Consider the following 25,760-nt stretch of genomic DNA (forward strand, 5'->3'; position numbering starts at 1 on the left):
GCGCCTACCCCTCGTCCAGCATCCGCCGCCACTCCCGTACGGCGGGCGCCGACACCGGCCCTTCCCAGCCGCCCGGCCGCGCCGCGCCGCCGATGTGAAAGGCGTCGATCCCCGCGTCCCGCAGCCCCGGCACATGGTCGAGGCGCAGGCCGCCCCCCACCAGGAGCGTCTGCCCGTACCCCGGCTCGCCGCGGCGCCGGGCCTCGGCCAGCAGGGTGGGCAGGCCCTCGTCCACGCCCGTCGCCGCGCCCGCGGTGAGGTAGGTGTCCAGGCCCGGAAGGTCGGCGAGCTGCTTGCGCAGCGCGTCGCGGTCGGCGGCGCGGTCGATGGCCCGGTGGAAGGTCCAGCGGCACCCCGCCAGTTCGGCCACCACGCGCTCCACGGCCGCCAGGTCCACATCCCCTTCGGCGCCCAGGAACCCGAGCACGAACTGGTCGGCCCCGGCCGCCCGCAGCTCCCCGGCCACCCCGACCAGGCGGTCGACGTCGCCCGCCGCGAACCCGTCCGCCAGCCTCAGCATCACGCGCAGGTCGATGTCGACGGCGGCCCGGATCGCGGTGAAGGTCCGGGGCGGCGGGGTCAGCCCGTCGGCCGCCATGTCGGTGACCAGTTCGAGGCGGTCCGCGCCTCCGGCCTGGGCGGCGACCGCGTCCTCGGCGTCGAGGGCGATCACCTCCAGGACTGCACGCGTGCTCATAGGGCCCCTTCCGTGGTGTTCCCCGTGTACCCCTGACGCAGCCGGCCGATCAGCCGGCCGGCCGACCGCAGGAGGTCTAGTCCAATCAAAGAGTACGTGGGGTCCGTATACGGCCGCGAGACCGCCCCCGGCCGCTCACCCGGAGAGATTCAGCCCCTCACCCGAACAGATTCAGCCCCTCCACCGCCGCCCCGTCAGCTCGTACGGCGCCCCGCCGACCGCCCGCCCCGTGCACAGCCGTACGAGCGTCTCCGAGTCGCCGATGAAACGGGCCGGTGTCCGTGTCCCGCTCGGCACGCCCAGGTGCAGCGGGTCGTCCACGTCGTCCACGTGGTCCAGGTAGGCCCGCAACCGCGGCCGCCCCCGGTCCCGGGTGTCCCGGGCCGGCGGAGAATGGGCGCATGGCCGATCTCCAGGAACTGCGCGTCCGCTGGCGGCGCGCCCTCCTCATGGCGCGGGGCGACGACGCGCGCCTCCCCGACCCCGATCCGTACGCCACCGCCCTGCTGGACCGCTGGCAGGAGCCCCAGCGCCGGTACCACACCCTGGCCCACCTCACGGCGGTCCTCGACCACGTCGACGTACTCACGGAGTACGCGGACGACCCCGATCTGGTGCGGCTCGCCGCCTGGTTCCACGACGCGGTGTACCTGCCGGACCGGTCGGAGAACGAGGAGCGCTCGGCCCGTCTCGCCGAACGCGCCCTGCCCGAGGCCGGGGTCTCCGACGCCGGGACCGCCGAGGTCGCCCGCCTGGTCCGGCTCACCGTCACCCACGACCCGGCCCCCGGCGACCGCAACGGCGAGGTCCTGTGCGACGCCGACCTCGCGATCCTCGCCGCCCCACCCGCCGCGTACGCCGCCTACACCGCCGAGGTACGCGAGGAGTACCACTTCGTCCCGAACGACGCCTTCCGCGACGGCCGTTCCGCGATCCTCCGCCAACTGCTCGACCTGCCAAGGCTGTTCAGAACCCCGCACGGCCGGGCGCGGTGGGAGCCGACCGCCCGCTACAACCTCGCGGCCGAGTTGGAAATGCTGTCGACCGCGCAGGATCCGGCGTCCTAGGGTGCGGCTCATGCGTGAATTGGGTGGGGATCAGGTGGAAGAGGCCGTCGCGGGCTGTGTCGCGGCGCTGCGGCCGACGGTGGCACGGGACTGGACGGAGGTGACGGCAGGGGGCCTGGACTGGAGCTGCCACGAGACGGCGGTCCATGTCGCCGACGACCTCGTCGCGTACGCCGCCAATCTGGCCGGACGCGCCCAGGACGCGTACGTGCCCTTCGAGCTCAAGCTCGACGACGGCACCGACAACTCCGGACTGCTGCACGTCATCGAGACGACCGGCGCGCTGCTCGCCGCCACCGTCCGGACCACCCCGCGCGAGGTCCGCGCCTTCCACCCGTATCCCTTCCGCAGCGCGGACCGGGTCGGCTTCGCCGCGATGGGCGTCGCCGAAGTGCTGCTCCACGCGCACGACATGGCGGCGGGCCTCGGGGTCCCCTACCGGCCGTCCGACGAACTCGCCGAATCCGTCCTGGCGCTGCTCTTCCCGCACGTCCAGCCCGGCCCGACGCCCTGGGAGACCCTGCTGTGGGCCACCGGCCGCGGCGATCTGCCCGGCCGCGCCCCGGTCACCGACTGGCGCTGGCACAACAACCTGGTCATCCCCGCCGACCGCCTCGACCTCGTCGGCATCCGCCCCGCCGAGGCCCGCGACCTGCGCCTCGGCGGTGGCGGCGGCTTCACGTGGATCGAGGGCGGCCCGTACGAGGGCACCCGGGAGGCCGCGGGATTCATGCTGAAGGCGTACGAAGGGGGCGTGCACCGGCCGGAGTTCGGCGTCTTCGCCCTGGTCCGCCGGGAGGACGGCCGCGCGGTCGGCGGCATGGGCTTCCACTCCGCGCCGGACGAGGAGGGCCGGGTGGAGATCGGCTACGACCTGACCGAGTCCGCCCGCGGCCACGGCTACGCCACGGAGGCGCTGCGCGCCCTGGCCGACTGGGCCCTGTCCCGCGCCGACGTGAACTCCCTGTTCGCCACGATCGAGCCCGCCAACATCCCCTCCCAGGCGGTCGTCACCCGCGCCGGCTTCACCAAGGTGAGCGAGGACGGGGAGGGGCTGGCCTTCGAACTGCGGGGTCGGTGAGGCCGGTCACCGGGGCATGTCGCTCTTGCGTCTGCGCAGCCCCGCCCCGTGCAGCAGCCGTACCACCTCGCGGCTGCTGACCTCCACCGCACCCGCCCGTACCGCGTCCGCGTAGCGGTGGGACGGGAGGTCGTAGTGGTCGCGTTCGAAGCCGCGCCGGGGTACGCCCAACGCCTCGGCGAAGACGTGCAGTTCGGCGTAGGAGACGTCGCTGACCAGGTGGGACCACATGCGGCCGTGGCCCGGCCAGGTCGGCGGGTCGATGTACACCGTCATGAGAGCACCTTCACGAGAGCACCGTCACGAGGACGCCATCCCGCCCGTCGCCCGGCCCAGGGAGCCGACGGAGGCGACCTTCACGCCCGCCTTGTGGCACACCCAGTGCGGGTCCGGGCCGAGTTCCGGTTCGACGTCCAGGGCGTGCGGGTCGCCGGTGCCGCACACCGGACACAGCGGCCAGCGGCCGTACCGCTCCAGCAGCGCGTCCTGTACGTCCTGGGCGACCAGCCCCGCCACGTACCCGGCCCCGTCCGGCCACTGCTCGACCCACCAGCGGCGCTGTACGACGGAGTCCTCGACCAGTGAGACGACGTCCGCCTCGGCGACCTCGCCCGCGACCAGGTCGGCGAGCACCAGGGCGCGGGCTGCGTGCAGCGCCTGTTCCAGGGGGCTTACGGGGTCCATGGTCCTATTGTGCGCGGTCTTGACCGGGCACCCGCAACGAAAATATCTTTCAGAGGTGACCGAGAACGTGAAGGAAATTTTCGGCAACCGCCCGGGCGGGACCCCGGCCCCGGGGAGCGCACCGCCTGCTCCGGCCGCCCTCGCGGCCAAGGTGCGTACGCTCGCCCCCTCCATGACCCGCTCCATGCAGCGGGTCGCCGAAGCCGTCGCGGGCGACCCCGCCGGCTGCGCGGCCCTCACGGTCACCGGACTCGCGGAGCGCACCGGCACCAGCGAGGCGACCGTCGTACGCACCGCCCGGCTGCTCGGTTACCCCGGCTACCGCGATCTGCGGCTCGCCCTCGCCGGGCTCGCCGCGCACCAGCAGTCGGGGCGGGCGCCCGCGATCACCACCGACATAGCCGTCGACGACCCGATCGCCGACGTCGTCGCGAAACTCGCCTACGACGAGCAGCAGACCCTCGCGGACACGGCCGCCGGCCTGGACACCGTGCAGCTGGGGGCCGCGGTGAGCGCGCTCGCCGGGGCCCGGCGGACCGACGTCTACGGCATCGGGGCGTCCGGGCTGGTCGCCCAGGACCTCACGCAGAAGCTGCTGCGGATAGGGCTGATAGCGCACGCGCACAGCGATCCGCATCTGGCGGTCACCAACGCGGTGCAGTTGCGGGCGGGTGACGTGGCCATCGCCATCACGCACTCCGGGTCCACCGGAGATGTCATAGAGCCGTTGCGGGTCGCGTTCGAGCGCGGGGCCACGACCGTCGCCATCACCGGACGGCCGGATTCCTCGGTGACGCAGTACGCCGACCATGTGCTGACGACCTCGACCGCGCGGGAGAGCGAGCTGCGGCCGGCCGCGATGTCCTCGCGGACCAGTCAGTTGCTGGTGGTGGACTGTCTGTTCGTGGGTGTCGCGCAGCGGACGTACGAGGCGGCGGCTCCGGCGTTGGCGGCGTCTTACGAGGCGTTGGCTCATCGGCACCGGAATGTGCCGCGTTAGATCGCAGGGGTGCGCAAGGTACGGCGGCTGCGGCTGCGTTGCGGCTCGTCGCGCCCACGCGGCGGAGCCGCATGTCGATACGGCCCCGCGCCCCTGGTGGGTGCACTCGACCGAGTCAGAAAGAACCGTTCTCCATGACCACCGAACACCGCGCTCTGCGCACCGAACTCGAAACGCTCACCACCGAGGCGTTCCGGCCCGAGCTTTCCGAGATCGACACGCTTGCGACCCTCGACATCGCGCGGCTCATGAACGGCGAGGACGCCGGGGTCGCCGCCGCTGTGGCGCTGCGGCTGCCGGAGATCTCCGGGGCCGTCGACGCCGTCGCCGCCCGGATGGCCCAGGGCGGGCGGCTCGTCTACGCCGGTGCCGGTACCGCCGGGCGGCTGGGGGTGCTCGACGCCTCCGAGTGCCCGCCCACCTTCAACACCGCTCCCGGTCAGGTCGTCGGTGTCATCGCGGGTGGGCCCGAGGCCATGGTCACGTCCGTGGAGGGCGCCGAGGACTCGGCCGAGCTGGCCCGGAAGGACCTCGACGCCCTCGGGATCGACGCCCTCGACTCGGTCGTCGGTGTCTCCGCCTCCGGCCGCACCCCCTACGCCGTCGGCGCCGTCGAGCACGCCCGCGCCCTCGGCGCCCTGACCGTCGGCCTCTCCTGCAACGCGGGCAGCGCGCTCGCGGCCGCCGCCGAACACGGCATCGAGGTGGTCGTCGGCCCCGAACTGCTCACCGGCTCCACCCGCCTGAAGGCCGGCACCGCCCAGAAGCTGGTCCTCAACATGCTGTCGACGATCACGATGATCCGGCTCGGCAAGACCTACGGGAACCTGATGGTCGACGTCCGGGCCTCGAACGAGAAGCTGCGCGCGAGGTCCAGACGGATCGTGGCCCTCGCGACCGGCGCCGGGGACGAGGAGATCGAGCAGGCCCTCACCGCGACCCACGGCGAGGTGAAGAACGCCATCCTGGTGATCCTGGCCGGTGTCGACGGGCCCACCGCCACCCGCCTTCTGGAGGAGTCCGGCGGCCGTCTGCGCGCCGCGCTCGCCACGGCGGCCGGCTGACCCGCACGCTCGGGGTGTGCAGAGATCGCCGTACGACACCGCCGCCGCCCTGCTGCCCCTCGTCGGCGGCCCCGCGAACGTCACCTCCGTCGCCCACTGCATGACCCGGCTGCGGCTGGGGATCGCCGACCGTGAGCGGGTCGACGACGAGACGCTGCGGGCGGTGCCCGGGGTGCTGGGGGTGGTGTCCGACGGGGACAGCCTCCAGGTGGTGCTGGGGCCTGGGGTGGTGGTGACGGTGACCGCCGAGTTCCAGCAGCTGCTGACCACGACTCCGACCACAACCCCGACCCCGGCCCTGGCCGCGACCCCGACCCCGACGACCGCGGCGGCCGAACAGCTCGCCGCCCGTGGAGCCGAGTTGCGTGCCGCCCGTGCCCGGCGCAACGCGACCCCCCTCAAGACCGCCCTGCGCCGCATCGCCGACGTCTTCGTGCCGCTCATCCCCGCCCTGATCGGCTGCGGGGTGCTGGCCGGCCTCAACGGGCTCCTCGTCAACGCCGGGCTGCTGCCCTGGCTCACCCCCGCCCTCGCCGCCATCGCCTCCGGCTTCATGGCCCTGATCAGCGTCTTCGTCGGCTACAACACGGCGAAGGTGTTCGGCGGGACGCCCGTACTCGGCGGTGCGGTCGCGGCGATCGTGGTCTACCCGGGCGTCGCGAAGGTGACCGCCTTCGGGGTGGCGCTCGCGCCGGGGCAGGGCGGGGTGCTGGGCGCACTGGCCGCCGCCCTGCTCGCCGTGTACGTCGAACGCTGGTGCCGGGGCCGCGTCCCCGACGCCCTCGACGTCCTCCTCACCCCCACCGTCACCGTCCTCGTCGCCGGACTGGCCACCCTGTACGGCCTGATGTACGCCGCCGGAGTCGTCTCCTCCGCCATCGGCACCGCCGCCGACCGGCTCCTCGCCACCACCGGCCCCCTCGCCGGGCTGGTCCTCGGCGGCCTCTTCCTCCCCCTCGTGATGCTGGGGCTCCACCAGGCCCTGATCCCCATCCACACCACCCTCATCCAGCAGCAGGGCTACACCGTCCTGCTCCCGCTGCTGGCCATGGCCGGTGCCGGACAGGTGGGTGCCGCGCTGGCCGTCTACATCCGCCTCCGCCACGACACCTCACTGCGTACGACCATCAAGTCCGCCCTCCCGGCCGGCCTGCTCGGTGTCGGCGAACCCCTGATCTACGGCGTCTCCCTCCCCCTCGGGCGGCCCTTCCTCACCGCCTGCGCGGGCGGCGCGGCGGGCGGGGCGTTCGTCGGGTTCTTCGCCGTACTCGGTGACCGGGTGGGCGCCACCGCCATCGGCCCCTCGGGCTGGGCCCTGTTCCCCCTGCTGACGGGGAACAGGGGGCCGGCCCTGGCGGCGGCGGTCTACGCGGGCGGCCTGCTGACCGGCTACGTCGTCGGCTTCCTGGCCACCTACGTGAGTTTCAGCGCCGCCGGCTCGCCGGCCGGTGACCCGACACCTGCGCGATCCACGTGATGAAGTCCCCGGGGTCGTTGTCGGCGCCGTGCCCGGCGTCCCAGTAGTACTTGATGTCCACGTCGTCGCCGAGGTTCTTCAGCCGGGCGGCGAGGTTCGCGGAGACGGTCAGCGAGGTGTCGCTGTCCTTCGTGCCGAGCCGGATCCACCAGTGCCTGGCCCGGTTCGGGTTCACCTGCTCCACCAGGTGGAACATCGGGTTCATCTGGTGCAGCCGCTCGGGGATGTCGCCATCGAGGCGGGCGCTCGCACCCTCCGCGTGCCGCAGGCTGTAGAGGGTGAAGTGGCGGGCCGCGGTGGTGCCGGTGCCGAACTCGTTGCACTCGGGCGTCGACAGGTCGAAGGCGTCGAACGACGGCGCGCCCTTCTTCCGGGCGCCGACATGGGTGAGGAAGTCCGCCCAGGAGAAGGTGGCGTTCGTGCCGTCCCAGCCGATGAAGGTGTTGGCGGCCAGGTAGGTGGCGCGGTCCGGGTCCGAGAGGGCGGCGAGGTAGCTGGTGGCGGACGGCTCCAGGTGGGTCTTCACCAGGTACTCGTCCAGGTTGCGGTCGGTCAGCCGCCCGAACCCGGGTGCGGCGAGCCGCAGCGCGGCCAGGTAGTCGGTGAACTCCGCCTTCAGGTCGGCGGAGATCGTCGCGTCGACGGTCGAACCGTCGGCGAGCGGGTTGCCGCCCCAGCACCACTCGTAGGACGCGTCGGCGTGCTCCAGGTCGGTGATCGGGCACCAGTCACCGCTCGCGAAGACCGCGTCGCTCGCGTCGGCCGCGCCCAGTGCCGCCAGGTCCTTGGCGTAGAGCGGGCTGTCGCCGGAGGCACCGAGCAGCGCGGAGAGGGCGCCACCGGCACTCGTGCCGGACGAGACGATCCGCTCCACGTTCCCCGGTATCCGCCCCCGGTTGAACTTCACGTACCGCACGGCCGCCTTGAGGTCGACGATGGCCGCGGGCGCGGTGCCGTAGTAGACACCGGACGAGTCGACGAGGGTACGACCGCGGGCACCCGGCTCGACCACCACGTACCCGGCGAGCAGCGCCAGCAGCGTACGGTTCGGCCCGCTGTCCCCGCCCCCGGGCCCGCCAGGTCCGCCCGGCCCGCCGGGTCCCCCGGGACCGCCCGCACCCCCACCGGCCCCGATACCGGTCGCGTCGGCCACCGAGGAGGGCATGTAACCGCCCACCGAGTTGGCGAACAGGATCGGCGCGTCGGTGGCGTCGACCGCCGTCCCGTCGACCGCCACCGGAACGCTGACGTTGAGCCCCTGGTAGGTGACGTCGACCGGGACGGCCACATAACTGCTGACCTTGTAGAAGTGGTACGTCACCTCGTGGGCGGTGCCCCCGGTGTCGGTGATGCTGGTGGTCAGCTCGGTGTAGGTGCTGGGGTCGAAGACCAGGGAGGCGTCCGTACTCCCTGCCCGGGTCGCGGCCTGCGCGGCCCCGGAACCGAACCCGACCGCCGGAACCGCGGCGGCCGCGGTGAGCCCCATGACCACAGTTCTGCGCTTCACTCGCTTCACTTCCGTCTCTTCTCTGGGCGGCTCGTGCGGCACGAGTGCAACAGCGGTTGCTTAAGACTCCCTGTGAATCCGATGAGTTGCCGCCAAAATTGTCAACAATGCCTGGTCGGGAGACAGCCGGGACACAGAAGTTGGCCAGTTTCAGCGGTCCCTGACACTGTGAGGGCACACTTCCGGGTACGAGGCGTGCATGCAGGGGGAGTTGCCATGACGACGATCGGGTTGGCCGCAGCCATCGAGGAGTTGCGGCAGGAGTTGTACGAGGCCCAGGACCGAGGCACGCACGAACAGTTCGCCTTCGAGATCCAGGAAGCCCAGCTGGAGTTGCTGCTGGAACTGCGCGACGACGTCAAGGGCGAAGGGAAACTCCAGTTCGGGGTGGCCACGGCCGGCGCGGGCGCCGGACACTCGTCGGCCCGGTCGCACAAGCTGACGCTGAAGCTCCGGGTCAGGGACCGGGCGACGGGCGGCGGCAGCCCCGAGATCGGCGGGGCGCGGTCCGGCTCCTGGGACGACGAGGGCTGAGGTGGACCGCCGACGCCTCACCCTGGTCAGGGCCGGAGCGGACACCGGGTACCGGCGCATCGGCAGCGGGTACCTGATCGCACCGCGCCTGGTGCTGACCGCCCGGCACGTCGTCGAGGAGCACCCGGGAGCCGCCTGGCCGCGCATCGACGTACGCGTCGGACACCCCCAGGACGACACGCGGCGCTGCGCGGCACAGGTCTGCTGGACCCACCCCGACGGCCGCGATGTCGCCCTGCTGCTGCTCGACGAGTCCGTCGAGGCACCGGGCGCGGTGCGCTGGGGCCGCCCGGTCGGCAACGACCCGCTCCCCTACGACGCGCTCGGCTTCCCGGCCGCGACGACCGGCGACGGGCAGTACCGCGTCGAGCACCTGCGGGGAGAGCTGCCCGTACTGGGCGGGGGCAGCGGCGACCAGGACCGGTACGTCCTCGACCAGGGCCCCGCGCCGGAAGCGGATTCCAGGAGTGGCGGCAGGGCCTGGTCCGGCGCCTCCGGCAGCGCGGTCTTCTGCCGGGACCATCTCGTCGGGGTCGTCATCCACGACGACGAGGCGTTCCGGAACCGCCGGCTGCACGCGTGTCCGGCCCGCGCGTTCGTGGACGACCCCGGCTTCGCCGACGTACTGGAACGCCACGGCGACGGCCGTCCCCGGCTGCGCCAGGTCGGCACGGATCTGGAGCGCTATCTGATTGCCGCCCGGCTCGCCGCCACCGAGCACCCGTACCCCGGGGTCGTACCCGGCACCATGCCGCCGCTGTCCCACGTCTACGTGCGCCAGCAGGTCGTGAGCCGGAACTCGCCCGCCGAGGAGAGAACCGGGAACGCCGCACTCAGGGCGAGCGTCCTGCTCCCCGCCGCCCCGCCACGGCCCGCCGACGAGGTCCTGACCGGTGACGGGGTCTGTCTGGTCGTCGGCGGACCGGGCGGCGGCAAGTCCAGCCTGCTGCGCACCCGCCTCACCCACGGCGCCGCACAGTGGCTCGACGGCACCGCCGACCCGGGCCCGGCGCCGGTCCTGGTGCCCGCCGCCGCCCTGGTCGGCACCCCCCTCAGCAGAGCCCTCGCCGGCACCGTCAACGCCCAACTCCACCGGTACGGCCTCACGTCCCCCCTCCCCGACACCTTCTTCGAAGACCGTCCGGCCCCCGGGCACGGCTGGCTGGTGCTGGTCGACGGCCTCGACGAGATCACGAGCGTCTCCGGCCGGGAGGACGTCCTCAGGACCGTGGCGCACGCCGGCGACCAGTACGCGTTCGTCGTGGCCACCCGCCCCGTGCGCGAGGCCGAACAGGGCATCCTCGATCCGCAGGTGCCCTGCTACGAGCTGGAACCGTTCCGCACCGACGAGCTGGAACGCGTCGCGAGCGGCTGGTTCCGCGCCCTGGATGTCACCGAACCCGAGCAGACCGCACAGCAGTTCCTCGGCACACTGCACGCGATGGGGCTGATCGTTCTCGCCCGGGTCCCGCTCATGATGTCCATGCTCTGCCAGCTCCGTGCCAAAGCCCCGGCAGAGCCACCCCCTCGCGGGCGCGGCGACCTCTACCGCGGGTTCGTGGACCTGCTGCACGAGCGTCAGTACGCCGCCGGCGCCGTGGAACAGGCCCGGGCCGCCCTGCGGCAGTACGGCTCCGACGCCGAGGCCGGGGCGGAACGGACCGTCCAGAACCTCCGGCCGATCCTCGCCGACCTGGCCCACCGGCTGCTCTTCGCCGACGAACACGAAGGCCGGGCCGTCCTCGATGTCGTACAGGATCACGAGTGCGCCGAACGGCCGACGGCGGTGCCGGAAAGACGCTGGCGGGAGTTCCTGGAGTCGGTCCTGTCCGGCACCGGACTGCTGATCCGGCGCTCGGACGACCTGGTCTTCACCCACCAGACCTTCCTGGAGTACTTTGCCGCCCGCCATGTCACCGACGAGGAGGAGAGACTCCGGGTCGTCTTCCGGGAGACATTCCTGCGTTCGGCCCGGCCACCGCGGCGGCTCGGCAAGCGCTGGACACCGCCCCAGTACGACCCGTTCGGCGGCTTCCTCCTCGACATCACGCCTGACGACCACCCGCTCAAGACCGAGTTCCTGACCTGGATGACCTCGGGGCGTGCAGGCGCCGAGGGCCCCCAGTTCCTGATCAAGCAGGCGCAGTCGGGAACCTGGCTGCCCGCGGTCGTGGTCAAGGACTGCATGAGTCTGCTCAGCCAGTTCGCCCGTGACCGGTCACTCGAAGCATTCGCTCGCTTGCAGGTGGCCGCGCTACTGAGCACCGCCGACAAGGCGGCCGGCGCGGAAGCCCTCCGGGAAATCGCGGCAGACCCCACCGCCTGGGCTTATGCCCGAGCACTCGCGGCAAGCGTGTTCGCCGAACTTGATCCGGCGGAACGGCCTGCCCGATTCCTCGGCGACCTCGCCCCGGACACGACAGGGGGCGTCAAGTCGTCGCACCAGGTGAAAGCGGCGCTGGCCCTGACCGAAACCGATCCGGCAACCGCCGTCCGACGACTGCACGCCCTCGCTCACGATGCCGATGCGCTGTCCTCAGAGCGGATGCAGGCCGTGCTTGTGCTGAACATGCTGGACAAGCCCGGACGGGCGGAACTCCTGCGCACCCTCGCCGCCGACACCACCTTGGGCATCGGCCAACGCATCACGGTGGCGTGGCTTCTGCACGACGCCGACCACGACACAGCCACCGCACTGCACGCGAAGATCGCCCTGGACCCCGCGACGAAGGCCGCCCACCGCATGGAGGCCGCACAGTGGCTCTCGAGGATCGACCCGCAGCGAGCGCGGACAGTCCTCGACGAACTCATCGACGACACCACCCTCGGTCGCAGACGCCGTCGGCAGGTCGCCGAGTTGCTCATCATGACGCGCCATAAGAACGCGGACTGACCGCCCTCAAGGGCGCCCTGGAGCTGATGGACTTTGAGGACGCCCCTCCACTGGTCTACTTCGAGGGGGTACGCACGGGCAGGCTCGACGACGACCCGGCCACCCTCACGTCGAGCTATGGCGCGGGCGGCTACGACTGCCTCGAAATCACCCACGCCCACCCCGCCCTCATCCCCGTCCGAGACTCCAAAACCGCCCCCCACGGCCCGTCACTCACGTTCCGGCCGGAGGCCTGGTCCGCCTTCGTGGACGGCGTCAAGCAGTAACCCCGTGGTCGTGGCCCGGAGGGCGCCGCGCCAGGGCCTGGGCGCGTGCGGCGATCTCGGGCCTCGACACCGCGTCCACGCCGACCAGCACGTCCTCCAGCGCGGCCAGCCACAACCGGTAGTAGCGGTACGGCTCGTCGCGCGGTGCCGCCGCGATCCTGGCGATCAGGGCGGCCTGGAACTGCGGCCAGGTGAACGCGCCCGCCTCGTACAGGCTGACCGCCATGCCGAACGCACGGCTCTCCCAGGGCTCGGCGAAGACCAGTTCGCCGTTGGAGCGCGGTGGCGCGGCCGGGCCCTCGACCTCCAGCGGCGCGGTCACGGTGCCGCCGCCTTGGCCACGCCGACCATCGCGTCCCGGGACACCAGGGGCACGAGTTCCTCCTCGGAGAGGTGCTCGGTGCCCGCCGGGCGTTCGGGCAGGACCAGCCAGCGGACCTCGCTGGTGGAGTCGTGGACGGTGATCTGCACGTCGTCGTCCAGGTCGAGGCCCATCTCGGCGAGCACCCGACGCGGTTCCTTCACCACGCGGGCGCGGTAGGCGGGGTCCTTGTACCAGCCGGGCGGCAGGCCGAGCACCGGCCAGGGGTAGCACGAGCAGAGCGTGCAGACGACGACGTGATGGGTGGTCGGGGTGTTCTCCACGACGACGATGTGCTCGCCCTGCGGCCCCGAGAAGCCGAGTTCCCGGATGGCCTCGGTGCCGTCGTCGAGGAGCCGGCGCCGGTACTCCGGGTCGGTCCAGGCCTTGGCGACGACCTTCGCGCCGTTGAGCGGGCCGACGTTGGTCTCGTACTCGGTGATGATCCCGTTCATCACCTTCGGGTCGATCAGGCCCCGCTCGGTGAGCAGTTGCTCCAGCGCCTCGGTGCGCAGGGCCGGGGGCAGGCGCTCCTCTGGTCCGGCGGTGGTCATGCGGCGGCCTCCAGATAGCTCTCGTACATCTCCACGGTGATCGCGAAGGGTTCGGCGTCGGCGCCCCACAGTGCGCGGGAGTCGAACCGCACCGAGTAGACGTACTGCGGGTTCTCGCCCCGGAAATGGGCGTTGGTGTCCGGGAGCACGGAGGCGGGCCGCACGGCCTGGACGACGCCGGTGCGGCCGCGGGCGTAGCGCGGCAGCCGGGTGTGCCCGGGGACGGATGTGGCCCGGGCCCGGACGCGGTCGCCCGCGGCGAAGGCGGGCGCGGTGTCCAGAGAGCGCAGGGAGCCGGGGGCGGTCGGGGCGTAGTCGGGCCGGGCGGGCTCGGGGACCGGCGGCTCGGGCACGTGTTCGCCGCGCAGGTTGCGGGCGCGGGCGTCGATGGCGCCGGGCGCCAGGATCGAGCTGTCGGTGAGCATCAGCTCCCCGCCGTTGAGCCAGCGGCCGTAGTAGCCGTCGTCGAAGTAGGCGGCCCGGTCCAGGCGCTCCAGGGCGTGCCGGAAGGCGTCCGTGTTGACGCCGCCGGACGCGACACGGCTGGAGAGGATCGCGAGGGCGAAGGTCCGGCGCTGCCAGGGCTCCGCGAAGACCGGTTCGTCAGGGGGCGGGGGGTGCACGGGGTCCCATCCCGGTGTGCCGCCCAGATCAGCAAGACCGTCCATGACAGAACTCCCCATATGCCCGCATAACGGACCACGCATCTGAATCGTATGCGAAAGGCGGGCCGGAGGCCCTGCCGGTGATGTTGCCGGTGGTACTGCTGGTCCCACCCCCGCGTCTGGCGGCGGCCGGTTCCGGAAGAGGATCATCGGCGCGGGATGGTCACCCCCACCGGTCACCCACACCGAACGGACCCCGCCGTGAGCATGATGTACCTCGCCCAGCCCGACCAGCAGCAGAAGCTCGAATGGCTCGACGGCGGACAGTTCGCCGTCCTCCTGGACAGCGCGGCCACCGACGGACAGCTGACCGTGGGTCGGTTCAGCGTCGCCAAGGGGGAGGCGCCGCCGTACCACGTGCACACCCGCGAGGACGAGATCTTCATGCTGATCAAGGGCACCGCGCTGGTGTGGTCGGACGACCAGGAGCTGGAGCTGTCCGAGGGCGGGATCGTCTACCTGCCCAAGAACGTCCCACACGGCTACCGGATCACCTCCGACACCGCCGACCTGCTGATGATCTGCACTCCGGGCGGCATCGAGGGCATGTTCCGGCACGCGGGGCGCGACCTGTCGACCGCCCGGCCGGAGGGGTTCGAGATATCCAAGGACCTGATGGCCGAGGCCGCCGACCTGTACGGCCAGATCATCGTCGGCCCGCCGCGCTGAACGTCGGTACCGCCACGTCCGCCCCCCTACGAAAGGCACAGCCATGTCCGGGCAGCAACGCCGCGACCTCGACGAGATGCTCCGGCACGCCCCGCTCGACGTCGGAGGCGACGTGGCGGAAGCGCGTGCGGTCTTCCACACGATGATGACCTCGATACCGCTGCCTCCCGAGGTCACGACCACGCCCGGCCGGCTCGGCGGCGTCCCCGTCGTCACGGTCGAGACGCCCGGCGGGGATCAGTCCGACGTGGTGCTGTACTTCCACGGCGGCGCCTACGCCATCGGCTCCGCCGCCGACGCGGTGGGCCTGGCCGCCGACGTGTCCCGGCGGGTCGGGGCCCGTGCCGTCTGCGTCGACTACCGGCTGGCGCCGGAGAACCCGTTCCCCGCGGCCGTCGAGGACGCGGTGGCCGCATACCGCGCGCTGCTCGACCAGGGTGTCCCCGCGGCCCGGATCGCCTTCGTCGGCGAGTCCGCCGGCGGTGGCCTGACCGTCGCCACACTGGTCGCGCTCAAGGAGGCGGGACTGCCCCAGCCGTCGTCGGCCGCGGTGTTCTCGCCCTGGGCCGACCTCACGGTGTCCGGCGCCAGCGCGACGAGCAAGGCCGCCCTGGACCCGGCGCTCACCCCGCAGGCCCTGCGCATCCGGGCCCGCGACTACCTCGGTACGACGCCGGGCACCGATCCGCTGGCCAGCCCGGTCTTCGCCGACCTGACGGGACTGCCGCCGCTGCTCGTCCAGGTGGGCTCGCACGAGATCCTGCTGGACGACGCCGTACGGCTGGCCGCCCGCGCCGCCGCCGACGACGTCCGCGTCGAACTCCAGGTCTGGCCTCAAGTCCCGCACGTGTTCCAGTCGTTCGCCGTCATGCTCGACGAGGCCGACGAGGCGCTGAACTCCGCCGCCGCCTTCACCCGGGCCCACTGGACGAAGTCCCGGCCCCCCGCCGAGGCCGCGCAGAGCCTCTCACCCGTAACCCTCTGACTCTTTTACCCAGATGTGGCACAGGAGTTCCACTGCGGGCGGCTCATCCGAACAATTCCGAACGATGATGCCCGCATGGCAACAACCAACAACTTCGGCGGCGCCCTGCGAGGTTGGCGGCAGCGCCGCTCACCCCTGACGGACGAGCCGGAATCCGGCGCGGACCGCCGCATCCCGGGTCTGCGCCGCGAGGAACTGGCCCGCCTGGCCGGGCTGTCCGTCGACTACGTGGTGCGGCTCGAACAGGGCCGTGCCCGCAACCCCTCGGCCCAGGTCGTCGGCGCCCTGTCCAGGGCGCTGCGCCTGGACGCCGAGGAGCGCGACCACCTGTTCCGGTGCGCCAGGCTCACCCCGCCCGCCTCCGGCGACGTGCCGCGGCAGGTGCCGCCGAGGGTCCACCGGCTCGTCCGGCAACTGGGCGACGCGCCGGTCGCGGTCTATGCAGCCGACTGGACGCTGCTCAGCTGGAACCGGATGTGGACCGCCGTCATAGGCGATCCCCGTACCTACGGCTGGGACCAGGACAATCTCGTCGCCGGGATGTTCCGCTCCCCCGGTGGCCACCGGGTCGACGCCATCGCCGCCTGGCCGGTACGGTCCTGGGCCGGCGACGAGGCCGAGGAGGAGTCCCTGGTGGCCGACCTGCGGGTCACGGCGGTGGCCCACCCCGACGACACCCGCCTCTCCTTACTCGTCGACCGGCTCCTGCACACCAGCCCCCGCTTCGCCCGGCTGTGGTCCAACGGCACCGCGGGCCTCCACACCGGCGACCGCAAGACCGTCGAACACCCCCTGGTCGGCGACCTCACCCTCGACCTCGACGTCCTCACGGTCCCCGGCTCCGACCTCCGCATCGTCGTCTACGCCGCCGCCTCCGGAACGGATACTCCCGAAAAACTGGACACTCTGCGCACGGACGCCCACCGGTACGCCGACTGAGCTCCCCCCGTCCGTTGTCGGCGGCGTGTGCCACGCTGGATCGTATGAACCACTCCCAGCTCACCGCCCTGGGTCGTGCCCTTCGTCTGCTCGGCGAGCACGGGGAGGCGCTGACCGCCAGTACGCCCGACGCCAAGCTGCACGAGGTCAAGGACGACATCCGGCGCGCTCTCGACCTCCTGGAGGAGAGCGTCAGCGCGGCCGCGCCCACCACCCGGTGTGCCGAGCATCCGCAGGGGCCCGTGGACGAGAGCGCCCCGGATCTGTGTCTGCTCTGCGAGACCCGGCGGCGGGCCGCCCGGCGGTCGGAGTACGCGGGCGGGCCCCGGCCAGTGCAGGGCGAGACGGCCGCGGGGCCCTCGATGTCCCGGTACGGGGTGCGGGCCGACCGGCCGCAGGCCCAGCAGCGATGGCTGCCGGAGGCGTGGAACGGCCGGGAGTGGGAGCTGTGCGGCACCCCCCGCCGCGACCGGCGCGAGGCCGAGCTGTACCTCAACGCCCAGCGCCGCGGATCCCGGCCGGCCATGGCCTACCGGCTCGTCCACGAGTTCACCGACTACGAGGTGCTGCGGGTCTGGGGCACCCCGGTCCACATGGACATCGAGCCCCTCGGCAACCTCTGACCCCCGCTCCCGCCGGTCAGCCGAGCAGCGGGGAGGGAGTGAACTCGTGGCCCTCCCAGAGCTTCCGGCTCCGCTCCTCCGGGTACGACATCACCGTCGGGGTGGTGTCCAGTACCTGGGTGAGGCGGTCCTGGAGGTCGAACTCCGGCCAGCCCGGGTCTCCCGTCCTCGCGAACGCCGTCCATGCCGTGCGGAAGCGGGCGGAGAGGGCCTCGGCCTCGGGGGTGACGCCCGTGCCCGCGAAGAGGAGGTTGGCGAGGTCCGCCTCGAACGTGCCGAACAGCAGCGGGATGTCCAGGCCGTGGCAGGCGCCCAGCAGACCGCCGTTGCCCGGGGCGCCCCAGGTCAGTTCGTACAGGTGGGCCCGGCCGCCGGCCGCGGTCTGCGCCTCCGCAAGGCGCAGTGACGGTATGCCGAAGAGCCAGTCGGTCTGCACCCGTTCGTACAGCTCGTCCGGCGACGCCTCGGGGAAGGCCTCGCGGTAGGCCTGCACCCCCGCCTCGCCGCCCGGTGCGAACAGACGCAGGGCGCCGGTCGCCTGCTCCTCCGTGATCTTGCCGTACATCCCGCCCATGACCAGGAAGAGGCGGTACTCGTCGCGGTTGTGGCCCACCAGGAGGTCCACGTCCCGGGCGGATCCGGAGGCCAGCGCCTGCCAGGGGGTGGTGGGCAGCACCTCGCCGTCGACCACCGGGGAGAACGGTGTCATAGTCGGCGCGATCTGGCCCCAACGGCCCATGTACTGCGGCATCTTGACGCCCAGCGACTGCCCCACGTCCGGCAGCCGGCGCGGGTCGGTCGTCGCCAGGTCGGCCGACGTGGGGCGCAGGCCGGCCTCCGCCGCGAGAGCCTGGGCGATGTCCCCGGCCAGTTCGGTGGAGAGGAACGTGCTGGGCACGCTCTGGGCGATCGCCCGCCGGAACAGACCCCGCGCGCTGGGCATCGCCAGCAGTGCGGCCACCGACCCGCCGCCCGCCGACTCCCCGAAGACCGTGACCTGGTCGGGGTCGCCGCCGAAAGCCGTGATGTTCTCCCGCACCCACTCCAGCGCCGCCACCTGGTCCAGCAGGCCCCGGTTGGCGGGCGCCCCCTCGATCTGGGCGAAACCCTCCATGCCGACGCGGTAGTTGAGCGAGACCACGACCAGGTCGCCGTCGCGGGCGATGTGCTGGGCGTCGTAGCCGGGGCTGCCGGAGTGGCCCAGCTTGTAGGCGCCGCCGTAGATCCACACCATCACCGGGCGGCGGGCGGCCGGGTCCGGGTCGGGTGTCCAGACGTTCACCGTCAGCCAGTCGTCGCCCTCGGGTGCCTCCAGGACGCCGGTGCGCCCCTGGATGCCCAGGTCCTGCGGGGGCGGCGGCCCGAAGGCGTACGCCTCCCGCGTCCCCTCCCACGCGCGTGCCCGGCGGGGCGCCGCGAACCTCGCCTCCCCCACCGGGGGCTCGGCGAACGGTATGCCCCGGAAGACCGCCAGCCCGTCCTCCCGCAACCCGCGCACGGCGCCCGACGCGGTGCGTACGACCGGTCCCTCGGCGGCGTGGGGCGGCTCCGGAGACTGACTTGTCGTCATGCTCGCTCGCTTTCGGTGGGGGCGCTGCCGTCATCACGGCCGGTCACTCATGGAACGTCCGGCACTTCGCACGAGTGCCGAACACCACTCACCCTTATGGGTGAACCCGTCAGCCGTACTGGGCGACGAACGCCCTGGCCTGCGCCTCATCGATCTCGTACACCGTCTCATGGGCCCGCGGATCGCGCGCATGGAAGGTGTGGCACAGCGGACCGGCCGGTCCACCCAGCTCCACCAGCGAGGCGGACGCCCCGCGCACCGCCCGCTCACCGGGCGCCACGGTCAGGTCGATCCGGTTGACGACCCCCGGCGTCACCCACACCGGCACCGACTCCAGCAGGCCGAAGAGCTGCAGGTGGTAGTGGCCGTTGAGGATCATCCGCACGTCGCCGCCCCGGATGGCCGCCGCCAGCTCGCCTGGGTCGCGCAGCCCGAAGGCCGACTGGGTCACCGAGAGGTCCAGGGCGAAGGGCGGGTGGTGGAAGGCGAGGACCGTGCCGTGCTCGGCCGGGGTGCGCAGCACCTCGCGCAGCCACTCCAGTTGGGGCGCGCCCAGCCGGCCGTGGATCTTGCCCGGCACCAGCGAGTCCAGGGTGACGAAGCGCCAGCCGCCGACCGTGCTGACGGCGGCCCGCTCCTCCCCGCCGAACACCTGCTCGGCGCGGTCGGTGCCGTCGGCGTCCAGGTGCCCGCTGCCCAGCACCTTGGCGAAGGCCTCGCGCTCGTCGTGGTTGCCGGTGGTGCAGAGGACGGGGATGTTCCGGGTCTGCGCGTACGCGCCGATCAGCGTGCGCAGCGCGGCGTACGCCTCGACCGCGCCCTCGTCGGCCAGGTCGCCGGTGACGACGACCGCGTCGAAGCCGGAGAGGTGGCGGAGTTCGTCGAGCATCAGCCGCAGCGACGCGGTGGCGTTGACGCCGCGCTTGTTGGGGGCGTCGGTGCGGTCCAGGTGCGTGTCAGAGAGATGGAGTATCCGCATGCTCGGACGGTACCGGTGAATTCCCCGGCCATCACCGGCCCGCGCGCCATACGGGAGCCGCTCGCGCGTACGCGTCCGCCCTCGGGTCCGGCCTGCTGGTCGCGGGCCGGCCCGAGGGCGGACGGGGCGGTTCGGCTCAGCCCCTCGGCTCAGCCTCTCGGCTCAGCCCCTCGGCTCAGCCCCTCGGCTCAGCCCCCTCAGCTCAGGCTCTTGAGCGCCGCCGCGTCGTACGACTTCAGCTCCTGCGTGCGACCGGCCAGCACCTTCGCCGCCCACTCCGGGTCCTGGAGGATGGCGCGGCCGACGGCGACCATGTCGTACTCGTCGCGCTCCAGGCTGTCGAGGAGGTCCTCGATGCCCCGGACCGGGGAGCCCTCGCCCGCGAAGCCCTTGATGAAGTCGCCGTCGAGGCCGACCGAGCCGACGGTGATGGTCGGCTTCCCGGTGAGCTTCTTGGTCCAGCCGGCCAGGTTGAGGTCGGAGTCGTCGAACTCGGGGAGCCAGTAGCGCCGGGTGGAGGCGTGGAAGACGTCGACACCGGCCGCCGCCAGCGGGGTGAGGATCGCCTCCAGCTCCTCCGGGGACTCGGCGAGACGGGCGTCGTAGTTGTCCGACTTCCACTGCGAGTAGCGGAAGATCACCGGGAACTCCGGGGAGACCGACGCGCGGACGGCGGCCACGATCTCGGCGGCGAACCTGGTACGGGCGACCGGGTCGCCGCCGTAGGCGTCGGTACGGCGGTTGGTGCCCGCCCACAGGAACTGGTCGAGGAGGTAGCCGTGGGCGCCGTGCAGCTCGACCCCGTCGAAGCCGATGCGCTCGGCGGCGGCCGCGGCCTCGGCGAACGCGCGGATGACGTCGTCCAGGTCCTGGCGGGTCATGGCCTTGCCCTCGCCCTCGGTGCCGTCCAGGCGGATGCCGGAGGGGCCGACGGCGGGGGCGTCCGCGAACGGCGGCTGGCCCTGCGTGCGCACCATGCCGATGTGCCACAGCTGCGGGACGATGGTGCCGCCGGCCGCGTGCACGCCCTCGGCGACCTTCGCCCAGCCCGCCAGCTGCTCCTCGCCGTGGAACCGCGGGATGCGGCTGCTCTGCCCGGCCGAGTCGTGACCGACGTACGTGCCCTCGGTGACGATCAGGCCGACACCGGCGGCGGCCCGGCGGGCGTAGTACGAGACCACGTCCTCGCCGGGGACGCCCCCCGGGCTGAACTGGCGGGTCATCGGCGCCATCACGATCCGGTTGGGGACCGTGAGCCCGTTCAGGGCGATCGGACGGGAGAGGATCTCGGCCGCGCGGGAGGCGGGAGGCGTGGTGACGGTCACGTGGGGGGCTCCTCGTGGGTGTGCGGTAGACCGGACGGTATGTGCACACGCATCGAGTGCACACACGTGCACAACGACCGACCCGGACGTACCCATTCCCGCCCCCGCCCGAAAGCCGTGTGACTCCGGACACGGGCGGGGCGGCCGGGGGTGTCGGCGGCGGTGTGCCGGACCGGCGTTACGGAGGGGCGCGTTCCGGGATTTACCGCCCGAGGAGTGCGGAAAAGTCCTGCTGAGACGGCCGGCGATTCGAAACGAGGTCATCCATGGCTGGGCGGCCGCCGCCGTCGGTTCCGCCTTCGCCATGCGGAACACCGACCCGGACTCCGAGGACGCGGCCTTCCTCGGCGTCTCCGACGGAGCCGACCCCGACGTCTCCGACCTGGAGATTCTGCGGCGGCACCGGAACGTGCTCAACGCGACCGGATGACCCCGCGGGGGCCGGCACTCACCGCGCGTCACGCGCAGACGCCCGAGGGCGGCACCCCCTGTCGAACAGGGAGTGCCGCCCTCGGTCAGGACGAGCGATCGGCCAGAGGTCGATCAGAAGTCCATGTCACCGCCCGGCATGCCGCCCGGAGCGGCCGCGGCGGCCTTCTCCGGCTTGTCGGCGATGACGGCCTCGGTGGTGAGGAACAGCGCGGCGATGGAGGCGGCGTTCTGCAGCGCAGAGCGGGTCACCTTCGCCGGGTCGATGATGCCCTCGGCGATCATGTCGACGTACTCGCCGGTCGCGGCGTTCAGGCCGTGGCCGACCTGAAGGTTGCGCACCTTCTCGACGACGACGCCACCCTCGAGACCACCGTTGACGGCGATCTGCTTGAGCGGGGCCTCCAGGGCGAGCTTCACGGCGTTGGCGCCGGTCGCCTCGTCACCCTCGAGCTCCAGCTTCTCGAACACCTGGGAGGCCTGGAGCAGGGCCACGCCACCACCGGCGACGATGCCCTCCTCGACGGCCGCCTTCGCGTTGCGAACGGCGTCCTCGATGCGGTGCTTGCGCTCCTTGAGCTCGACCTCGGTCGCGGCACCGGCCTTGATGACGGCGACGCCACCGGCGAGCTTGGCCAGGCGCTCCTGGAGCTTCTCGCGGTCGTAGTCCGAGTCGGACTGCTCGATCTCGGCGCGGATCTGGTTGACCCGGCCCTGGACCTGCTCGGTGGAGCCGGCGCCGTCGACGATGGTGGTCTCGTCCTTGGTGATGACCACCTTGCGGGCGCGGCCCAGCAGGTCGAGGGTCGTGTTCTCCAGCTTGAGACCGACCTCCTCGGAGATGACCTCGCCGCCGGTGAGGATGGCGATGTCGTTCAGCATCGCCTTGCGGCGGTCACCGAAGCCCGGGGCCTTGACCGCGACGGACTTGAAGGTGCCGCGGATCTTGTTGACGACCAGGGTCGACAGGGCCTCGCCCTCGACGTCCTCGGCGATGATCAGCAGCGGCTTGCCCGACTGCATGACCTTCTCCAGGAGCGGGAGCAGGTCCTTGACGGAGCCGATCTTCGAGTTGGCGATCAGGATGTACGGGTCGTCGAGGGACGCCTCCATACGCTCCATGTCGGTGGCGAAGTACGCCGAGATGTAGCCCTTGTCGAAGCGCATACCCTCGGTGAGCTCCAGCTCCAGACCGAAGGTCTGGGACTCCTCGACGGTGATGACGCCTTCCTTGCCGACCTTGTCCATGGCCTCGGCGATGAGCTCGCCGATCTGGGTGTCGGCGGCGGAGATGGAGGCCGTGGAGGCGATCTGCTCCTTGGTCTCGACATCCTTCGCCTGCTCGAGCAGGGCACCGGAGACGGCCTCGACGGCCTTCTCGATACCGCGCTTCAGGGCCATCGGGTTGGCGCCGGCGGCGACGTTGCGCAGGCCTTCCTTGACCAGGGCCTGGGCGAGCACGGTCGCGGTGGTCGTACCGTCACCGGCGACGTCGTCCGTCTTCTTGGCGACTTCCTTGACCAGCTCGGCGCCGATCTTCTCGTACGGGTCCTCCAGCTCGATCTCCTTGGCGATGGACACACCATCGTTGGTGATCGTGGGGGCGCCCCACTTCTTCTCAAGGACGACGTTGCGGCCCTTGGGGCCGAGGGTGACCTTGACGGCGTCGGCGAGCTGGTTCATACCGCGCTCAAGGCCGCGCCGCGCCTCCTCGTCGAACGCGATGATCTTGGCCATGTGAAGTGGTCCCTCCAGGACTGGGGGTGAGTCTTCGGACCGCGCCCGCGCCCGCGACGGACGGCTCGCCGACCCGTGGGTTCCTTGCCCCACCCGGCCTGCGGGCCTCACCGACCCGGTCCATTTTTGTCACTCTCACCTTCAGAGTGCTAACGCCAATGATTAGCACTCGCCCATGCCGAGTGCAAGCGCCTCCGGGAGACTGGGCCGCGCCGGGGCCGGGCGCGGGGCGCCGCATCGGGCCGCACCCAGGGCATGCGCCGCCCCTCTCGTCCCGGGCATGCCAAAGGGCTCGTAACCCATGACTCCCCATGGGATACGAGCCCTCCGACAAAGAAAGAAGAACGACGCTGTCAGTCGGCGCGTGCTTCAGCTGGTCGCGAGCCGGACCATGTCCGCCTGCGGCCCCTTCTGGCCCTGCGAGATCTCGAAATCGACCCGCTGACCTTCCTCCAGGGTGCGGTAGCCGTCCATCTGAATCGCACTGTAGTGGACGAAAACATCCGCACCACCGTCGACCGCGATGAAGCCGTACCCCTTCTCCGCGTTGAACCACTTGACGGTGCCCTGAGCCATGCCTAACTCCCCTATTACTGGCCCTTGCACAGATCCACACTTCGCGGATCCGGGTCAGACCTCACCCCCCAATGGTTGGGGGCGTGCGCCGGAACGCGTCGACCGCGGCTGAATGTATCTGTCCAACTGCCGTCTGCAACAGGTCAATCGGACGAGAATTCTGGACGGGAAGGGTCCGGAATGTAGCAAGAATTCGGCCGAATTCAGGGCAAGTCGGGCCCCATAAAAGCCGCGAAAGCCGCATATAACCCGCGCACTTTGGCTACTTCTTGTCGGGTCAGCGGTATCGAATACGGGGCTCCCGACCTGGAGATCGGGACCGCGTTCCCCAACTGTACCGCGCTCAACCACACAGAATTGCCCCCTCCGCTTCTCTCACGGAGGGGGCAATCCAATGAACAGTGGGTGATCGGCGTTACCGAAGGTAATGTTCGGTCATTCGATCAGCCTGTCAGCAGGTCAGCCGCCGGCCACGGCCGGGATGATGGAGACGCCGGCACCGTCCGGGGTGGCCGTCTCCAGTCCCTGCTCGAACCGCACGTCGTCGTCATTGACGTACACATTCACGAACCGGCGCAGCTTGCCCTCGTCGTCGAGAACACGGGCGGCGATCCCGGTGTGGTTCTTCTCCAGGTCGGAGATGACCTCGCCGAGGGTGCCGCCTTCGGCGCTGACTTCTGCCTGACCACCGGTGTAGGTGCGCAGGATGGTGGGGATGCGAACGGTGACGCTCACGTTTGAACCTCCGATCGGGGGCAACGCCCTGTTTTTCTACGGCTGACTCAGGCGAGCCCGGCCTCGCGGAAAGACTCGAGATTCGGACGGATGGTCGCCGTGAGCCCCGTCCCGGCCACGGCGTCCAGCGTCTTCAGTCCATCACCCGTGTTGAGTACAACGATCGACTTCGCCGGATCGATCAGCCCATTCTCGATGAGCTTCCTGGTGACTCCGACCGTCACCCCGCCCGCGGTCTCCGCGAAGATTCCCTCGGTCCGCGCGAGCAGCTTGATCGCGTCGACGACCTGCTCGTCGGTGACGTCCTCCACCGCACCGCCGGTACGGCGCGCGATGTCCAGGACGTACGGCCCGTCGGCCGGGTTGCCGATGGCCAGCGACTTGGCGATGGTGTTCGGCTTCTGCGGCCGCACCACGTCGTGGCCCGCCTTGTACGCCACCGACACCGGCGAGCACCCCTCGGCCTGCGCGCCGAAGATCTTGTACGGCTTGTCCTCGACGAGCCCGAGCTTGATCAGCTCCTGCAGCCCCTTGTCGATCTTCGTGAGCTGCGAGCCGGAGGCGATCGGAACGACCAGCTGGTCCGGGAGCCGCCAGCCGAGCTGCTCGCAGATCTCGTACGCCAGGGTCTTGGAGCCCTCCGCGTAGTACGGCCGCAGGTTGACGTTGACGAAGCCCCAGCCCTCGCCGGCCGAGTCACCGATCAGCTCGGAGCAGAAACGGTTCACATCGTCGTAGTTGCCCTCGATGCCGACGAGCTCGCCGCCGTAGATCGCGGCCATGACGATCTTGCCCTGCTCCAGGTCGTGCGGGATGAACACACAGGAGCGGAAGCCGGCCCGGGCGGCGGCGGCACCGACCGCGCCGGCCAGGTTGCCGGTGGAGGAGCAGGAGAGGGTGGTGTAGCCGAAGGCGCGCGCGGCCTCGACGGCCTGGGCGACGACCCGGTCCTTGAAGGAGTGCGTCGGGTTGCCGGAGTCGTCCTTGACGTACAGGCCGCCGGTGACGCCCAGTTCCTTCGCCAGGTTGTCGGCCTGGACGAGCTTGGTCCAGCCCGGGTTGATGTTCGGCTTGGTCGCCACGTCCGCGGGGACGGGCAGCAGCGGCGCGTAACGCCAGATGTTCGCGGGACCCGCTTCGATCCGCTTCCGCAGCTCCTCGGTGTCGTAGGCCGAGAAGTCGTACGCGATCTCGAGCGGGCCGAAACACTCCTCGCAGGCGAACACCGGGCCGAGCGGCACCCGGTGGCCGCACTCGCGGCAGCTCAGGGCAGTGGCGGGACCGAGGTCGACGGTCGTGGAGTCGGTGGTGGTCGCAGCAGTCTGCACAGCCATGTGAGGCGA

Annotated in this window: 28 protein-coding genes; 13 read left to right on the plus strand and 15 right to left on the minus strand. The window is 71.5% G+C overall.

Annotated features, from left to right (window positions below; all coding sequences use genetic code 11):
• Positions 1–4: 4 nt before the first annotated feature.
• Positions 5–697, minus strand: coding sequence for a copper homeostasis protein CutC (locus tag ABZ642_RS20605; protein ID WP_360485694.1), 693 nt, complete (start codon positions 695–697; stop codon positions 5–7).
• A 171-nt stretch (positions 698–868) separates the two neighbouring features.
• Positions 869–1,027, minus strand: a complete 159-nt coding sequence (locus ABZ642_RS20610; RefSeq protein ID WP_360485697.1) for a hypothetical protein — start codon at positions 1,025–1,027, stop codon at positions 869–871.
• A 71-nt stretch (positions 1,028–1,098) separates the two neighbouring features.
• Here ABZ642_RS20610 and ABZ642_RS20615 point away from each other — a divergent pair, with 71 nt between their 5' ends.
• Positions 1,099–1,764, plus strand: coding sequence for a hypothetical protein (locus ABZ642_RS20615; protein WP_360485700.1), 666 nt, complete (start codon positions 1,099–1,101; stop codon positions 1,762–1,764).
• A 10-nt stretch (positions 1,765–1,774) separates the two neighbouring features.
• Entirely contained in the window at positions 1,775–2,845 is a 1,071-nt protein-coding gene (locus ABZ642_RS20620; protein ID WP_360485703.1) for a GNAT family N-acetyltransferase, read from the plus strand.
• A gap of 6 nt (positions 2,846–2,851) precedes the next feature.
• Here the strand turns inward: ABZ642_RS20620 and ABZ642_RS20625 are convergent, their stop codons facing one another.
• Both ABZ642_RS20625 and ABZ642_RS20630 read right to left on the minus strand, forming a co-directional pair.
• Positions 2,852–3,121: a DUF4031 domain-containing protein gene (locus ABZ642_RS20625; RefSeq protein ID WP_360485706.1), complete on the minus strand. Its 270-nt coding sequence runs from the start codon at positions 3,119–3,121 to the stop codon at positions 2,852–2,854.
• A 24-nt stretch (positions 3,122–3,145) separates the two neighbouring features.
• Positions 3,146–3,529: a hypothetical protein gene (locus ABZ642_RS20630; RefSeq protein WP_360485709.1), complete on the minus strand. Its 384-nt coding sequence runs from the start codon at positions 3,527–3,529 to the stop codon at positions 3,146–3,148.
• A 55-nt stretch (positions 3,530–3,584) separates the two neighbouring features.
• Here ABZ642_RS20630 and ABZ642_RS20635 point away from each other — a divergent pair, with 55 nt between their 5' ends.
• The 3 genes from ABZ642_RS20635 to ABZ642_RS20645 all read left to right on the plus strand — a co-directional run bounded on the left by ABZ642_RS20635 (position 3,585) and on the right by ABZ642_RS20645 (position 7,070).
• Positions 3,585–4,529, plus strand: coding sequence for a MurR/RpiR family transcriptional regulator (locus ABZ642_RS20635; RefSeq protein ID WP_360485712.1), 945 nt, complete (start codon positions 3,585–3,587; stop codon positions 4,527–4,529).
• A gap of 134 nt (positions 4,530–4,663) precedes the next feature.
• The gene (murQ, locus tag ABZ642_RS20640; RefSeq protein WP_360485714.1) at positions 4,664–5,593 is read left to right on the plus strand and encodes an N-acetylmuramic acid 6-phosphate etherase; all 930 of its coding nucleotides are present in this window, start codon (positions 4,664–4,666) and stop codon (positions 5,591–5,593) included.
• Between the two features lie 16 nt (positions 5,594–5,609).
• Complete coding sequence (locus ABZ642_RS20645; protein ID WP_360485717.1) at positions 5,610–7,070, plus strand: PTS transporter subunit EIIC; 1,461 nt, start codon at positions 5,610–5,612, stop codon at positions 7,068–7,070.
• On the opposite strand, the gene ABZ642_RS20650 is transcribed toward ABZ642_RS20645, so the two are convergent.
• Positions 7,018–8,556, minus strand: coding sequence for a subtype B tannase (locus ABZ642_RS20650; RefSeq protein ID WP_360485986.1), 1,539 nt, complete (start codon positions 8,554–8,556; stop codon positions 7,018–7,020). The genes ABZ642_RS20645 and ABZ642_RS20650 overlap by 53 nt on opposite strands.
• Before the next feature lie 237 nt (positions 8,557–8,793).
• Between ABZ642_RS20650 and ABZ642_RS20655 the strand changes: the two genes are divergently transcribed.
• Genes ABZ642_RS20655 through ABZ642_RS20665 form a run of 3 tightly spaced genes read left to right on the plus strand, consistent with a single transcriptional unit; the run spans position 8,794 to position 12,270 of the window.
• The gene (locus ABZ642_RS20655) at positions 8,794–9,111 is read left to right on the plus strand and encodes a trypco2 family protein (protein ID WP_360485720.1); all 318 of its coding nucleotides are present in this window, start codon (positions 8,794–8,796) and stop codon (positions 9,109–9,111) included.
• A 1-nt stretch (position 9,112) separates the two neighbouring features.
• Complete coding sequence (locus ABZ642_RS20660) at positions 9,113–12,004, plus strand: trypsin-like peptidase domain-containing protein (protein ID WP_360485723.1); 2,892 nt, start codon at positions 9,113–9,115, stop codon at positions 12,002–12,004.
• A 26-nt stretch (positions 12,005–12,030) separates the two neighbouring features.
• The gene (locus tag ABZ642_RS20665) at positions 12,031–12,270 is read left to right on the plus strand and encodes a DUF397 domain-containing protein (protein ID WP_360485726.1); all 240 of its coding nucleotides are present in this window, start codon (positions 12,031–12,033) and stop codon (positions 12,268–12,270) included.
• Here ABZ642_RS20665 and ABZ642_RS20670 read toward each other — a convergent pair.
• From ABZ642_RS20670 to nthB, 3 genes are read right to left on the minus strand one after another with little or no spacing between them, the layout of a single operon-like run.
• A complete protein-coding gene (locus ABZ642_RS20670) occupies positions 12,260–12,592 on the minus strand; it encodes a nitrile hydratase accessory protein (protein ID WP_360485729.1) in 333 nt (110 codons plus the stop codon). The genes ABZ642_RS20665 and ABZ642_RS20670 overlap by 11 nt on opposite strands.
• On the minus strand, positions 12,589–13,185 hold the full coding sequence (gene nthA, locus ABZ642_RS20675) for a nitrile hydratase subunit alpha (RefSeq protein WP_360485732.1): 597 nt from the start codon (positions 13,183–13,185) through the stop codon (positions 12,589–12,591). The genes ABZ642_RS20670 and nthA overlap by 4 nt, the downstream gene beginning before the upstream one ends.
• On the minus strand, positions 13,182–13,853 hold the full coding sequence (gene nthB / locus ABZ642_RS20680; protein WP_360485735.1) for a nitrile hydratase subunit beta: 672 nt from the start codon (positions 13,851–13,853) through the stop codon (positions 13,182–13,184). Before nthB ends, nthA begins: the two co-directional genes overlap by 4 nt.
• Before the next feature lie 204 nt (positions 13,854–14,057).
• Here nthB and ABZ642_RS20685 point away from each other — a divergent pair, with 204 nt between their 5' ends.
• The 4 genes from ABZ642_RS20685 (at position 14,058) to ABZ642_RS20700 (ending at position 17,066) form a co-directional block, all read left to right on the plus strand.
• Positions 14,058–14,519, plus strand: coding sequence for a cupin domain-containing protein (locus ABZ642_RS20685; RefSeq protein WP_360485989.1), 462 nt, complete (start codon positions 14,058–14,060; stop codon positions 14,517–14,519).
• Between the two features lie 43 nt (positions 14,520–14,562).
• Positions 14,563–15,504: an alpha/beta hydrolase gene (locus ABZ642_RS20690; RefSeq protein ID WP_360485737.1), complete on the plus strand. Its 942-nt coding sequence runs from the start codon at positions 14,563–14,565 to the stop codon at positions 15,502–15,504.
• A 75-nt stretch (positions 15,505–15,579) separates the two neighbouring features.
• Entirely contained in the window at positions 15,580–16,443 is an 864-nt protein-coding gene (locus ABZ642_RS20695) for a helix-turn-helix transcriptional regulator (protein ID WP_360485740.1), read from the plus strand.
• A gap of 44 nt (positions 16,444–16,487) precedes the next feature.
• On the plus strand, positions 16,488–17,066 hold the full coding sequence (locus tag ABZ642_RS20700) for a hypothetical protein (RefSeq protein WP_360485743.1): 579 nt from the start codon (positions 16,488–16,490) through the stop codon (positions 17,064–17,066).
• A 16-nt stretch (positions 17,067–17,082) separates the two neighbouring features.
• Here ABZ642_RS20700 and ABZ642_RS20705 read toward each other — a convergent pair whose 3' ends face one another.
• From ABZ642_RS20705 to ABZ642_RS20715, 3 genes are all read right to left on the minus strand, one after another.
• Entirely contained in the window at positions 17,083–18,636 is a 1,554-nt protein-coding gene (locus ABZ642_RS20705) for a carboxylesterase family protein (protein ID WP_360485746.1), read from the minus strand.
• 109 nt (positions 18,637–18,745) lie between these two features.
• Positions 18,746–19,615: a metallophosphoesterase gene (locus ABZ642_RS20710; RefSeq protein ID WP_360485749.1), complete on the minus strand. Its 870-nt coding sequence runs from the start codon at positions 19,613–19,615 to the stop codon at positions 18,746–18,748.
• 197 nt (positions 19,616–19,812) lie between these two features.
• Positions 19,813–20,940 (minus strand): NADH:flavin oxidoreductase, encoded by a 1,128-nt coding sequence (locus ABZ642_RS20715; RefSeq protein ID WP_360485751.1) that lies wholly within the window; start codon positions 20,938–20,940, stop codon positions 19,813–19,815.
• 304 nt (positions 20,941–21,244) lie between these two features.
• Here ABZ642_RS20715 and ABZ642_RS20720 point away from each other — a divergent pair, with 304 nt between their 5' ends.
• Complete coding sequence (locus ABZ642_RS20720; RefSeq protein ID WP_360485754.1) at positions 21,245–21,370, plus strand: hypothetical protein; 126 nt, start codon at positions 21,245–21,247, stop codon at positions 21,368–21,370.
• Positions 21,371–21,483: 113 nt separating this feature from the next.
• Here the strand turns inward: ABZ642_RS20720 and groL are convergent, their stop codons facing one another.
• From groL to thrC, 4 genes are all read right to left on the minus strand, one after another.
• A complete protein-coding gene (gene groL / locus ABZ642_RS20725; protein WP_351711336.1) occupies positions 21,484–23,106 on the minus strand; it encodes a chaperonin GroEL in 1,623 nt (540 codons plus the stop codon).
• Positions 23,107–23,475: 369 nt separating this feature from the next.
• Positions 23,476–23,682 carry a cold-shock protein gene (locus ABZ642_RS20730; protein ID WP_019057200.1) on the minus strand — a complete coding sequence of 69 codons (207 nt, stop codon included), beginning with the start codon at positions 23,680–23,682 and terminating at the stop codon, positions 23,476–23,478.
• A 459-nt stretch (positions 23,683–24,141) separates the two neighbouring features.
• A complete protein-coding gene (locus ABZ642_RS20735; protein ID WP_351737079.1) occupies positions 24,142–24,417 on the minus strand; it encodes a MoaD/ThiS family protein in 276 nt (91 codons plus the stop codon).
• Positions 24,418–24,464: 47 nt separating this feature from the next.
• Positions 24,465–25,751, minus strand: coding sequence for a threonine synthase (gene thrC / locus ABZ642_RS20740; protein WP_360485759.1), 1,287 nt, complete (start codon positions 25,749–25,751; stop codon positions 24,465–24,467).
• Positions 25,752–25,760: the final 9 nt, after the last annotated feature.

Source organism: Streptomyces sp. NPDC007157, from assembly GCF_040634235.1.
In the GTDB taxonomy this organism is placed as follows: Bacteria; Actinomycetota; Actinomycetes; order Streptomycetales; family Streptomycetaceae; genus Streptomyces.

Coding starts and splice junctions, on each gene's coding strand:
- ABZ642_RS20605 (WP_360485694.1), bottom strand. CDS start 697: ATGAGCACGCGTGCAGTCCTGGAGGTGATCGCCCTCGACGCCGAGGAC.
- ABZ642_RS20615 (WP_360485700.1), top strand. CDS start 1,099: ATGGCCGATCTCCAGGAACTGCGCGTCCGCTGGCGGCGCGCCCTCCTC.
- ABZ642_RS20620 (WP_360485703.1), top strand. CDS start 1,775: ATGCGTGAATTGGGTGGGGATCAGGTGGAAGAGGCCGTCGCGGGCTGT.
- ABZ642_RS20625 (WP_360485706.1), bottom strand. CDS start 3,121: ATGACGGTGTACATCGACCCGCCGACCTGGCCGGGCCACGGCCGCATG.
- ABZ642_RS20630 (WP_360485709.1), bottom strand. CDS start 3,529: ATGGACCCCGTAAGCCCCCTGGAACAGGCGCTGCACGCAGCCCGCGCC.
- murQ (WP_360485714.1), top strand. CDS start 4,664: ATGACCACCGAACACCGCGCTCTGCGCACCGAACTCGAAACGCTCACC.
- ABZ642_RS20650 (WP_360485986.1), bottom strand. CDS start 8,556: ATGGGGCTCACCGCGGCCGCCGCGGTTCCGGCGGTCGGGTTCGGTTCC.
- ABZ642_RS20655 (WP_360485720.1), top strand. CDS start 8,794: ATGACGACGATCGGGTTGGCCGCAGCCATCGAGGAGTTGCGGCAGGAG.
- ABZ642_RS20665 (WP_360485726.1), top strand. CDS start 12,031: ATGGACTTTGAGGACGCCCCTCCACTGGTCTACTTCGAGGGGGTACGC.
- nthA (WP_360485732.1), bottom strand. CDS start 13,185: ATGACCACCGCCGGACCAGAGGAGCGCCTGCCCCCGGCCCTGCGCACC.
- nthB (WP_360485735.1), bottom strand. CDS start 13,853: ATGGACGGTCTTGCTGATCTGGGCGGCACACCGGGATGGGACCCCGTG.
- ABZ642_RS20685 (WP_360485989.1), top strand. CDS start 14,058: ATGATGTACCTCGCCCAGCCCGACCAGCAGCAGAAGCTCGAATGGCTC.
- ABZ642_RS20690 (WP_360485737.1), top strand. CDS start 14,563: ATGTCCGGGCAGCAACGCCGCGACCTCGACGAGATGCTCCGGCACGCC.
- ABZ642_RS20695 (WP_360485740.1), top strand. CDS start 15,580: ATGGCAACAACCAACAACTTCGGCGGCGCCCTGCGAGGTTGGCGGCAG.
- ABZ642_RS20700 (WP_360485743.1), top strand. CDS start 16,488: ATGAACCACTCCCAGCTCACCGCCCTGGGTCGTGCCCTTCGTCTGCTC.
- ABZ642_RS20705 (WP_360485746.1), bottom strand. CDS start 18,636: ATGACGACAAGTCAGTCTCCGGAGCCGCCCCACGCCGCCGAGGGACCG.
- ABZ642_RS20710 (WP_360485749.1), bottom strand. CDS start 19,615: ATGCGGATACTCCATCTCTCTGACACGCACCTGGACCGCACCGACGCC.
- ABZ642_RS20720 (WP_360485754.1), top strand. CDS start 21,245: ATGCGGAACACCGACCCGGACTCCGAGGACGCGGCCTTCCTCGGCGTC.
- groL (WP_351711336.1), bottom strand. CDS start 23,106: ATGGCCAAGATCATCGCGTTCGACGAGGAGGCGCGGCGCGGCCTTGAG.
- ABZ642_RS20730 (WP_019057200.1), bottom strand. CDS start 23,682: ATGGCTCAGGGCACCGTCAAGTGGTTCAACGCGGAGAAGGGGTACGGC.
- thrC (WP_360485759.1), bottom strand. CDS start 25,751: ATGGCTGTGCAGACTGCTGCGACCACCACCGACTCCACGACCGTCGAC.